Origin of the sequence: Salicibibacter halophilus (assembly GCF_006740705.1) — a bacterium.
GTDB lineage: Bacteria > Bacillota > Bacilli > Bacillales > Marinococcaceae > Salicibibacter > Salicibibacter halophilus.
The window spans coordinates 388995-400807 of record NZ_CP035485.1; the positions used below are offsets into that span (position 1 = coordinate 388995).

General features: G+C 45.9%; 9 protein-coding genes and 1 pseudogene. 7 read left to right on the forward strand and 3 right to left on the reverse strand.

Features of this window, described 5'->3' with window-relative positions:
* Positions 1-61: 61 nt before the first annotated feature.
* From EPH95_RS01965 to pepF (EPH95_RS01975), 3 genes are all read left to right on the forward strand, one after another.
* Positions 62-994: a ketopantoate reductase family protein gene (locus EPH95_RS01965; RefSeq protein WP_227004011.1), complete on the forward strand. Its 933-nt coding sequence runs from the start codon at positions 62-64 to the stop codon at positions 992-994.
* A complete protein-coding gene (pepF, locus tag EPH95_RS01970; RefSeq protein WP_142086871.1) occupies positions 984-2795 on the forward strand; it encodes an oligoendopeptidase F in 1812 nt (603 codons plus the stop codon). Before EPH95_RS01965 ends, pepF (EPH95_RS01970) begins: the two co-directional genes overlap by 11 nt.
* A gap of 118 nt (positions 2796-2913) precedes the next feature.
* Complete coding sequence (gene pepF / locus EPH95_RS01975) at positions 2914-4701, forward strand: oligoendopeptidase F (protein WP_142086873.1); 1788 nt, start codon at positions 2914-2916, stop codon at positions 4699-4701.
* Between the two features lie 55 nt (positions 4702-4756).
* Here the strand turns inward: pepF (EPH95_RS01975) and EPH95_RS01980 are convergent, their stop codons facing one another.
* A complete protein-coding gene (locus EPH95_RS01980) occupies positions 4757-5092 on the reverse strand; it encodes a metal-sulfur cluster assembly factor (RefSeq protein ID WP_142086875.1) in 336 nt (111 codons plus the stop codon).
* Positions 5093-5159: 67 nt separating this feature from the next.
* Between EPH95_RS01980 and EPH95_RS01985 the strand changes: the two are divergent.
* Positions 5160-5794, forward strand: a pseudogene (locus EPH95_RS01985) (DNA-3-methyladenine glycosylase).
* Here EPH95_RS01985 and EPH95_RS01990 read toward each other — a convergent pair.
* Positions 5772-6941 carry an aminotransferase A gene (locus EPH95_RS01990; RefSeq protein WP_142086878.1) on the reverse strand — a complete coding sequence of 390 codons (1170 nt, stop codon included), beginning with the start codon at positions 6939-6941 and terminating at the stop codon, positions 5772-5774. The pseudogene EPH95_RS01985 and the gene EPH95_RS01990 sit on opposite strands and share 23 nt — an antisense overlap.
* Before the next feature lie 124 nt (positions 6942-7065).
* Between EPH95_RS01990 and EPH95_RS01995 the strand changes: the two genes are divergently transcribed.
* Positions 7066-7254: a hypothetical protein gene (locus EPH95_RS01995; protein ID WP_142086880.1), complete on the forward strand. Its 189-nt coding sequence runs from the start codon at positions 7066-7068 to the stop codon at positions 7252-7254.
* A gap of 125 nt (positions 7255-7379) precedes the next feature.
* Positions 7380-9071 (forward strand): BCCT family transporter, encoded by a 1692-nt coding sequence (locus EPH95_RS02000; protein ID WP_142086882.1) that lies wholly within the window; start codon positions 7380-7382, stop codon positions 9069-9071.
* Between the two features lie 29 nt (positions 9072-9100).
* Here the strand turns inward: EPH95_RS02000 and EPH95_RS02005 are convergent, their stop codons facing one another.
* The gene (locus EPH95_RS02005; protein ID WP_193557001.1) at positions 9101-10243 is read right to left on the reverse strand and encodes a thiolase family protein; all 1143 of its coding nucleotides are present in this window, start codon (positions 10241-10243) and stop codon (positions 9101-9103) included.
* Between the two features lie 309 nt (positions 10244-10552).
* On the opposite strand from EPH95_RS02005, the gene EPH95_RS02010 reads away from it, so the two are divergent.
* Complete coding sequence (locus tag EPH95_RS02010) at positions 10553-11797, forward strand: IS110 family RNA-guided transposase (protein WP_142086886.1); 1245 nt, start codon at positions 10553-10555, stop codon at positions 11795-11797.
* Positions 11798-11813: the final 16 nt, after the last annotated feature.

Sequence of the window (11813 nt, forward strand, 5' to 3'; positions counted from 1 at the left end):
TTAACTATTTTTAATTTTTCCCATGTTCGTTATACTGGATATGCAACGAGCGAAAGGAGCCATGATGATGGGATTAAAATTTCTTGTAGTCGGTGCCGGCGCGGTCGGAGGATATTTTGGCGGGCGCTTACTTGAAGCCGGTGAAGATGTCACGTTTCTTGTTCGGCCTAATCGCCGAAAACAATTGGAGCAAACCGGACTTGTTCTGCAAAGTGTCAAAGGAAGCGCGAAACTTGATCCGCCTCTTATTGAAAAAGGGGAAGCGGGGACATTCGATGTCGTTCTATTAAGCACGAAGGCATATCAGCTGGATAACGTCCTTCCGGATCTCAAAGGCTTTATGCATGATGACACGGTTGTGATTCCGCTTTTGAACGGCATAGGTCACCTCGATACCCTTGATCGTTATTTTAACAAAGATACGGTTTTGGGAGGGCTATGTTTTATTGAGTCAACGCTTACAGAGGAAGGGCACATTCTGCATACGAGCAGCGGCCATCGATTGACATTCGGGGAACGAAACGGTGAAATGAGCGGACGGGTGACACGCATTGGCGAAAGCTTTGAAAAAACGAATGCCGACGTAGAGACGAGCATACATATTTCCGAAGGCATGTGGCGAAAATATTTATTTATTACCACGCTCGCGAGCATCACCACCCTGTTTAATTGCCCGGTCGGACCAATTCGTGAAAGTGAGGAAGGCCGAGCGTTCACCTATCAACTTATTGACGAAATCATCACGGTCATGCGCCATACAGACGAACCGATCAAAGATGATTTCGCGGACAAAGCATGGCGACAATTCATGAAACTTTCCGAGGAAACAAAAGCGTCGATGCAAAAGGATCTAGAAAAAGGATTGCCTGTCGAGGCCGACCATATCCAGGGCTACCTGTTGCAACTCGCGGAAAAACATGAGGTGTCCACCCCATATTTGCAAGCCGTTTATACGAATTTAAAGGTTTACGAAAGGATGAAAGATGATGGCTGATCATACGTTGAAACAGCGACATGAAACCCCGGAAGAACAAAAATGGAACATTGAGGATCTGTTTTCGGACGATGAAGCATGGGAGAATGCCTATGATCAACTGAGACAGCAAATACCGGACGTGAACGCGTATAAAGGACGATTGCACGAAAGCGCAAACGTATTACTCGCATGCCTGGAGACCGATGAAAAGCTGAAAGAAAGCCTTATCCCCATCGTCACTTATGCGCAACTGCAATTGGCAACAGACGGGACCGATGCGAAAAACCAGGCTCGTCAAGGGAAAGCCCGTGCCCTGATGAGCGAGTACAACCAAGCGGTCGCTTTTATTTCTTCGGAAATCATCGCTATGTCTGCAGGAACCATCGATGCTTTTTTTAACGAAGCTCCTGATTTGTACAAATACGACACCCCGATTCAAAACATTTTAAGAGATCAACCGTATGCTTTACCGAAAGAATCCGAAGAGATCCTTGCGGCGCTCGGAGAAGTACATCATGCGCCGTTAAAGATTTATGAGCAAAGTAAATCCGCCGATGTAACCTTCTCCCCTTTTCAGGATGATTCAGGCAATGAATATCCGTTGTCATTTGCGCTGTATGAAGACAAATATGAATTCTCATCGAAAACCGCTGTTCGCCGAAATGCTTACGAAACGTTTGTCGACGAGCTACGTCGCTACCAAAACACTTATGCGAGCACGTATAATACCGAAGTAAGAAAACAGGTGATTACGTCTCGATTGCGTGGATATGCTTCCGTCACCGATATGCTCCTGCACTCCCAACACGTTACGCAGGACATTTATCATCAACAAATGGATACGATCTACCGGGAATTGGCCCCTCATATGCAACGTTATGCCAGGTTGAAACAGCGGGTGCTCGGCTTGGAGACGATGACGTTCGCGGATATAAAAGCGCCTCTTGATCCCGATTATGAACCGGAGATCAGTTATGATGAAGCGGCCAAAACCATTTTGGAAGCGCTGGAAGTGATGGGGAGTGAATATGTATCCATTATGGAGAAAGGGTTATATGACGGTTGGGTGGACCGGGCCGATAATATAGGCAAACAAACCGGTGCCTTTTGTTCCAGCCCGTACGGCACCCATCCCTATATCCTTCTCACCTGGACGAACATGATGCGCGGAACGTTTGTCCTGGCACATGAACTCGGGCATGCCGGCCATTTTTATTTGGCGAATCAACAGCAAAGAGTCGGGAGTGTCCGCCCGTCCACCTACATGATTGAAGCGCCGTCAACAATGAATGAAATGCTGCTCGCCCGCCATTTGCTCAACAAAGCAGAGGATGTGAAAATGAAACGCTGGGTGATTTTGTCCCTCCTTGGCACGTACTACCACAATTTCGTCACTCACCTATTGGAAGGTGTATTCCAACGAGAGGTTTACAACGTTGCTGAAGAAGGCGAGACCCTTACTTCCAAGAAACTGAACGAGCTGAAATATGATGTGCTCTCCGGCTTCTGGGGAGATGCGCTCACCCTTGACGACGGAGCCGCCCTCACTTGGATGCGGCAGCCGCATTATTATATGGGTCTCTACCCTTACACCTATTCTGCTGGATTAACGGCATCAACGGCTGTTTCCGAAAAAATTGCGACAGAGGGACAACCGGCTGTCGATCAATGGCTTTCCATGCTTAAAGCGGGAGGCACGATGGAACCGATTGAACTGCTTAAAAAAGGCGGTGTGGACATGTCGACCTCCGAACCCATTTCGCAAGCGGTTCGTTATGTCGGTTCATTGGTGGATGAGTTGGAAAAAAGTTTCTCCTAGCACAGTGGCTCGTATAGCGGTAGCGTTGCCCTAATCAAGTTTCACTCAAACGAGGGTAAAATCAGACACATGTGGAATAGATATAGAAAAGAACAGCTAAAAAAGCAGGTGGATAACGATGACAACGCATGAAAAACGAGAAGATGTTCCGAAACAGGAAAAATGGGATTTGACCGACCTTTACACTTCCGAAGATGATTGGCAAAAAGATGTGGATGATGTGCTGGCCATCGCTAATGAGTTGAACGATTACGATGGCAACATCAACGATGGCGCTTCCCTATTCGCCTTCTTAAAAAAACAAGAAGAAATGGTTTATAAACTTCAGCACGTCTTCGCCTACACGATGTTTTCATCCGACATCGACACACGGGATTCCCGTGCCCAACAACTCAAGGCGAAAGCTTCGCAGACAGGCGTGAAAGTCAGTGAAGCAACGGCTTTTTTCATGCCTTTTTTATTGACCTTGGATGAAGCAACCTTGGAGCAATATATTCAGGAAGAAGAAAAACTTGGCTATTTTGAAAACACGCTTTGGAAATCGTTTCGATATAAACCTTATGTCCTTTCAAAAGAAAAAGAAGAACTGCTTTCCCAATTGGGCGAGTCGTTATCAGCACCCGCGGATACGTACAATATGCTCAATAATGCGGATATTCCGTTCGGCAATGTCACCGATGAGGACGGTAACGAAGTACAATTAACGCGCGGCATGTACTCGAAGCGAATCGAAGATGAGGATCGCGACGTACGTATCGAAGCGTACAGAGCCTATTACAAGCCTTATGTCGAATTAAATAACACCATCGCAACCAATCTTGCCGCAGAAGTCAAAACAAACACGACGCTCGCAAAGATTCGCGGGCATGAATCTGCGCTCAGCCAGTCCCTTTTCGGTGATAATATCCCCGTGGATGTTTATGAAAATTTGCTTGCGGCGGCAAAGAACAACATCCAACCCTTGCATGATTACACCGCGATACGAAAAGAAAAGCTGGGCGTCGACGAGCTGCGTCAATATGACTTGAACGTCCCGCTCGTCCCTGAAATGAAAGTGGATATTTCGTACGATGAAGCCTATGATACGATGCTTGCAGCGCTTGCACCACTCGGAGGGGAGTATATTGAGGTTCTGCGGGAATTTCGGGATAAGCGTTATATAGATGTGCGGGAAACACCGGGCAAAAAGTCAGGCGCGTATAATATGGGTGTTTATGGTATCCACCCCTTCGTTTTGCTCAATCACAATGACGATTTAAGCAGCCAGTTTACGCTCGTCCATGAAATGGGTCACGCGATGCACAGTTATTTTTCGAACAAACACCAACCGCAAATTACGGCCAATTACCGTATTTTCGTAGCAGAGGTTGCTTCAACCGTCAATGAAGTCTTGCTCATTCAGCATTTGCTCAAAGAAACCGAAGACCCAAAAATGCGGAAATACTTGCTTAATCACTTTATTGAACAGTTTAAAGGCACGTTTTTTACCCAAGTTATGTTCGCGGATTTTGAAAAACAAACCCATGAACGAGCGGAAGCGGAAGAGCCTTTGGACGCCAACAGTTTAAATGAATTATATGAATCGCTCTTTCGCACCTACCATGGCCCGACACTTGTTTTCGACGATGAAGTAAAGTATGGATGGTCACGCATCCCCCACTTCTACCGGGCTTTTTATGTCTATCAATACGCGACGGGATTCGTGTCAGCGATTGATATTGCTATGCGCATTCTTGACGGCGACGAGGAAACGCTGAACAATTACCTCCAATTTTTGCGAAGTGGCAGCGAGGATTTCCCCCTTGGATTATTGAAAAAAACCGGCGTTGACTTAACAACATCAGCACCGGTGGATAATGCCATGAAAATGTTCAGCGATACCGTGGACGCATTTAAAAAAGCATAATTTATAGCAAAAAAACGGTTGAAGGTTCTAATGTTAACCTTCAACCGTTTTTTAATTAATCGGCTACGCCGAGGGCAATTTTTGCATAACGGGACATTTTATCTTTGTCCCATGGCGGATTCCAAACGATGTTCGCTTCGACTTCCCCAATTTCATTGACGTCTTGCAATCCTGATAAAGCATTTTTAATTTCGGATTGAATCATGCCTGCCAACGGGCAGCCCATGCTCGTCAATGTCATGGTAATTGCTACATTCTTGTCAGGATCCAAGTCGACCTCGTATACTAACCCAAGGTTCACAATATCTACGCCGAGTTCAGGGTCAATGACATTTTCCAACTCTGCCCACACTCGTTCTTTTGTTTCTTGGAAGTCTTGTTCATCTGACATATCCATCACCCCTTTTATTCATTTATTGTACTTTAATTCAGCTTGTTAGACAATCAGGAGGATTCCGATGAAAAAACTCGCTCGCGCTTTTTTTCAGCAACCTACGTTGGAAGTCGCCCACGCACTCATTGGAAAACATCTCGTCCACCGGCAAGAAGGCAAAACTCTTGTTGGTAAAATTGTTGAAGTGGAAGCATACATTGGTCCAAATGACCGTGCTGCCCATACATACGGCGGACGCAGAACACCGAGGAATGAAACAATGTACGGGGAAGCGGGGAACGCCTATGTCTACCTTATTTACGGCATTCATCACTGCATCAATTGCGTCACCGTTGGGCCCGAATACCCGAAGGTGTATTGCTGCGAGCAGTGGAACCAATAAAAGGACTGGATGCAATGGCCGCGAAACGATTTCAACGCCCTTATGATCACTTAACTAAAAACCAACGACGGGAATTAACCAATGGTCCCGGAAAACTCGGGCAAGCATTTGGCATCACGAAGGATCGGCACAATGGCCATGACCTGCAAAGCGACACTCTTTTCGTTGCAGAAGGAACTGGAGAAAGCATCGTTGTTGAGACTTCCCCCCGGGTCGGCATTGACTCGAGCGGTGATGCGAAACACTATCCATGGCGTTTTTACGAAAAAGGTCATCCTTACGTTTCCCGACGACCTAAGTCGCGTTCCGATGCATAAAGCGTTCCAAGCGATAGCATGCTTCCGTTAGATTTTCCATATCATAAGCATAGGATAAACGTACATATCCTTCTCCGTATCTGGAAAATGCCGTCCCGGGGACGACGGCAAGTTTTTCTTCTTTCAACAACCGCTCCGCAAACGTATAGGAATCAAGTCCGGTCGTTTGGATCGATGGGAACAAATAGAAGGCGCCTTCCGGCTGTTCAACGGGCATTGCCATGTCACGTAAGCGACGGAGCATATAATCCCGCCGTTTTTCGTATTCCTCCCGCATTCGCTCTGCATCATCTTTCCCCACGGTCAATGCCGAAAGCGCGGCATGCTGGGAAATGGAACTGGGACAAGAAATATTGTAGCTATGCACTTTCAACATTTGTTCCGTGAGCGTTGTGGGCGCGAACGCAAAACCGATCCGCCACCCCGTCATGCTGTGTGATTTCGATAAGCCATTAATGACAACCGTGCGTGCTTTCATGCCGGGTTGGAACGCGATGGAGGAATGGACCTGTGCATAGACGAGCTCACTGTAGATTTCATCGCTGATAACAAAAATATTTTCATCCTGAAGGACAGCGGCAATCGCTTGTAATTCGTCCTCACTGAGTACCCTTCCCGTCGGATTGGAAGGATAGGATAGGATAAGCGCGCGTGTTTTGGGTGTGATAGCTGCTTGAATCGCCTCTTTTGTCAGCTTGAAATTCGTCTTGCTCGTGTCAATGTACGTTGGTTTCGCACCGTTCAGCCGAATAAGCGGTTCATAGGCCGGGTACGCAGGTACAGGCAAAAGCACTTCATCCCCGCTAGATAGAATCGTGCGCAAGGCAATATCCAACGCTTGGCTTGCTCCAACGGTAGTAATGACTTCCCTTTTGGCATCATAAGATAAGCCATATTTTTCCCTTGCAAAATCTGTGGCAGCCTTTTTCAGTTCCGGAATGCCCCCGTTTGCCGTATAAGTGGTGTGATTATCATCGATCGCCTGTTTGGCGGCTTCTTTTACATGTTCGGGGGTTTGAAAATCCGGCTGGCCGAGGGTGAGTTGTACCGCTCCCTCTACCGTCGCCACTTTATCAAAAAATTGCCGGATGCCCGATCTTTGAATGTGCAATACGTTTTCATTAATGTTCGCAGTCAAATCGTCCATTCTTTACGCCCTCCCCTTCTCGTCAACATTATCACACCTCTATGAGAAAAAAAATGGAATACAGGCATAGCATCTATGCTTTTTCTTCGTTACAATAAAAGATATGAAAGAGAGGTGACGGAGCATGGCAAGACCGGACGAACAAGTATTGATGACGATCGATGGGTATCAATTTAAAAAAGCGCGCAGCCAAAACCAAGTATTTATTACGTCCCCGCAGGGGGTGAATATTACGTTGGATGTGCATGTTTTGAAAGACTTTCTCAACAAGTTGGAAAATGATGAAACAACCGCCAAACAATTCGGGTTATAGGTATGTCTCGAATTGTTTTTGTTTGTAAAAGAACAGAGTAGGGTAACATATTACACATCTATATGTTATTCACTCGATGAAAGGGGGATTGTAAAGGTTCTGATTACGGGAACCTTTACGCCTGTATGGCAAATCATTATACATATGAAATGAAGCGTCCGAATATTGTCTTTGCAATTTCAGCCGTTTTAGTATTGGCATTTGTGTTATGGGGAGCGTTAAATACACCTTCCCTGGAATATGTCGCTAATGTTGCTTTGGATTATACGATTGAGAACTTCGGTTGGTTCTATATGATTGCCACCGCTTTCTTTGTTGCATTTTCGATATTTGTTGTCTTTAGTCCGTTTGGAAAAATTAGGCTTGGAAAAGAGGAAGATCGACCCGAGTATCCGTTTTACACGTGGATTGGGATGATTTTCGCTGCCGGGATCGGAGTAGGTTTTGTTTTTTGGGGCGTAGCCGAACCCGTGCTATATTACTTGGATCCGCCTGAAGGCATAACACCTGAAACGGCAGCCGCTGCTGAAGCGGGACTTCGTTATGGATCTTTTCACTGGTCCCTGCACGTATGGGCGATCTTTGGCGTTGTCGGCTTAACGCTTGCCTATGTTCAGTTTCGAAAAGATAAGCCGGCGTTAATCAGTTCTGCTTTCGCTTCTTATTTTGGTAACCAAATGGAAAGATGGCCCGGAAAAGCCATAGATACGTTTGCCGTTTTGTCGACCGCGATGGGGGTTGCAACAACATTTGGTTTGAGCGCTCTGCAAATGTCCGGGGGTCTCTCTTATATTTCGGGTATCCCCAATAATTTCGTGACCCAATTTACCATTATCGCCATCATCACCGTTTTATTTATCATTTCGGCAGCTTCCGGTGTAAACCGAGGCATTAAATATTTAAGTAATATCAATTTGGTCCTTGCCGGGATTTTACTTCTCTTTGTCATCGTTACCGGACCGACGATCCAAATCGCCGAAAACTTTTTGACGACACTAGGCGGCTATATATCGAACATCGTGCCGATGAGCTTGGAATTAGCCCCATATTCGGCGGACGAAAGTGAATGGCTGGGGGCAAATACGATCTTTTTCTGGGCATGGCACATGTCTTGGGCTCCGTTTATCGGCTTATTTATCGCGAGAGTCTCTCGCGGCCGTACCGTTCGTGAATATATGATGGGCGTGCTGCTGCTGCCATCATTGGTCGGTGTCATTTGGTTCGTCGCGTTTGGAGGCAATGGACTTTACCAAGAAATTGTCATGGGCACCGGCATTTCCGAATTGGTAACCGCGAATGAAGAGGTAGCATTATTTGAAATGCTTTCCAATATGCCTTTGGCGTTGATCATAAGCACCTTGGCCTTTGTGTTAATCGGCATTTTCTTTATCACCTCTGCAGACTCTGCCTCTTATGTACTCGGGGTTATGACCTCTCAAGGCGGGCTTAAACCAATGCTTTCCATTAAAATCATTTGGGGCTTTTTGATTGCCGGTACCGCAAGCGTCTTGCTCTTAACCGGAGGGCTGGAAGGATTACAGACCGCCGCGATTGTATCTGCGCTCCCCTTCGGGGTCATTATGGTCGCGATGGTCATCGTAGTTTTACTCATGATGATGAAGGATCACAAGATTGAAAAAAGGAAAGAAAAAGAAAAACAAACAGCGGAGATAAAAGCAAACATTCGGGAAGATATGTACGACGAAATGAAAGAGGAAGTCTATGATCAAGTCAAAGAAGACGTGCATAGGCAGGTACAAGAGGAAATTAAAGAGGAAAGAAACGAACAAAATAATAACGATGATCAACGATCTTAATTGTATGAGCGGCGTAAGCAATACACCGCTCATCTTTGCATTTCTACCAACATGGCTGCTCCCATCCCGCCTCCGATTCCCAACGTAGCAATGCCCCATTTTGCATTGGTTGCTTCCATTTCTTTTAACAAGCGCACGATCAAAACTGCTCCTGATGCACCATATGGATGCCCTAATGCAATCGCGCCGCCGCCAAGGTTCACACGATCCCAAGAGATATTCATCTCTCGCAGCGACGCCACTACTTGCGAGGCAAAAGCTTCGTTAAATTCCATCACAGCAATATCGTTGATATGTAATCCATTACGCTGCAATAACGTGTGTACGGCAGGTACGGGGCCGATCCCGAGCAAATTTGGGTCGACTCCCACCGTACAACTGTCGATAATGGAAAAACGTGTATCCAGGCCAAGGTTGTTCGCTTGCTTTTGGCTTGTCACGACAGCTAAAGCCGCCCCGTCATTAATGGGACAAGCGTTTGCGGCGGTAACTGTTCCATTTTTTTGAAAAACAGAGGGCATACGTTTCAGTTTCCGCATGGATGTATTTTCCCTCGGACATTCATCCTCGTTGATTTGCCCCAAAGGAACGATCTCATCATTAAATCTTCCTTCTTTTTGAGCATTTACAGCTTTTTGCTGGCTTTGAAAAGCAAACTCGTCTTGTAATTCTCTTGTCACTTGATACGTACGGGCGACATTTTCTGCTGCCTCTCCCATTTCCGGATCTCCGATGTCATCCGGGGAAAATCTTGCCCGTTCGTATAATACAGGCGCTTCTTGCGCAGGCCGAGACGGCTTTTCCATTTTCCAAGGTGCCTGACTAACACTTTCAGTCCCCCCGCATAAAAAAACTGCTTCTTCGTTAGATTTTGCCCGTTCAAAAGCCAGTTCCATGGCAGCTAATCCCGACCCGCATTGGCGATCTATCGTCACTCCCGGTACGCTAAAAGGAAGTCCCGCGCTCAATGCGCTTAGACGGGAGATATTTCCACCCGGGCCGACAACGTTTCCAAGAATCAGATCTTGTATCTTCTCCCCTTCTATGCCGGTTTCTTCTTGCATTTGACGGATCAAAGCGGTGGTCATTTTTTCCGGTCGGTACCCTTTTAATGTGCCTCCTACTTTTCCAATTGGCGTTCGTTTTGCCCAGCTGATCACAATTTTACTCATTTTTATAGCCATTCCTTTCGCTTCCGCTCAAGGCACAAAACATTATGAAATAAGTTGCGTCGAGCGCTTTTTGGTTTATTCTAGACTTATAGGGATGCACAGTTAACTACAAATCACGTGGAGGTGAGTGGGCCATTCCGATCGCGGAGTGACCGAATTTTTATATGTGTAGATTGCCTTTTCAAGCACAAATAAGTGTGCCATCGAGCACGTAGACTTATCTTTGTATAAACAACTCACTCGTTTATTGCTGGGCAATCAGTCAATGCTGTTCTGTCCCTATATATTCTAGAAAGGAGTGAAATCTTGATGGGATTAAAAATTGTATATCCCATCTGTTGTGGCATTGACGTCCATAAAACCTTTGTTGTTGCGTGTATTGCTTCTACCGACAAAGGCGTCACGACTTACAAACGCCATCGCTTTTCAACCTATACCAAAGGGTTGAAAGAGCTGTCACAGTGGCTTTGTGAACACAATTGCAAGGATGTCTGCATGGAATCGACCGGAAAGTACTGGATCCCCGTGTTCAATGTCTTGGAACATTCCTGCACCATTACCTTGGCTCATCCGAAATACGTCAGAGCCATCCAAGGCAAGAAAACGGATAAAAAGGATGCCAAATGGATCGCCGATTTATTCAAACACGATCTTGTACCCGGAAGTTTCATGCCTCCACTCGCTATCCGACAGCTTCGTGACTTGATGCGTTACCGTTTTAAGCTGACCAATTTTACTTCAAGTGAGAAGAATCGATTTCAAAACAGCCTGACCGTTTCGAACATCCAGCTTGGAAATGTGGTATCTGATACCTTTGGAAAAAGTTCCATGAACATCATTGATAAACTACTGGAAGATCCAACGGACACCAATTTTGACATCGAGCCTCTGATTCACGGCTCCATGGATCATAAAATTCCAGAGCTGAAACTTGCCATTGATGGTTTTATTACACCGGAACAATCAGGCAAGTTGGCTGTTATCAAGCGGCATTACGAAAACCTTAACGTGCGAAAATCTGACCTTGAGAAACTGATCCTTTCCCTTGCCGAACCCTACACAGAAGAAATTAACTTGATCTTAACTGTTCCGTCCTTTAAAAACACCTTTTCAGCCATTGCCGTGGTTTCTGAAATAGGCGTTAATATGGACGTGTTTCCGACAGCTAAGCATTTATGTTCCTGGGCAGGGTTAACCCCGACAAATAACGAAAGTGCCGGCAAGAAAAAGTCCGTCAGAGTTTCGAGAGCAGGGGTCTATATCAAACCCCTTTTAGTGCAATGTGCAACCGCTGTCGTCAAAAGTGATAAACATCCCGAAATTCGAAACCGCTATTTGAGACTCAAAAAGCGCCGCGGTCACAAACGTGCCATTATCGCTATCGCACGCATGTTGTTAACAGCCATTTATCATATTCTAAAGAAGAAAGAGCCTTACAATCCGGATTTGTATCAGAAAGCCGATGTTCTTCCAGTAAGCCGTGAAATCACGGTTGAACAAGCGCTTTCGTTGGCAAAATCCCAAGGTTTTCGAATCAAGGAAACAGTGACTTAGACTCCAACTACCCTAA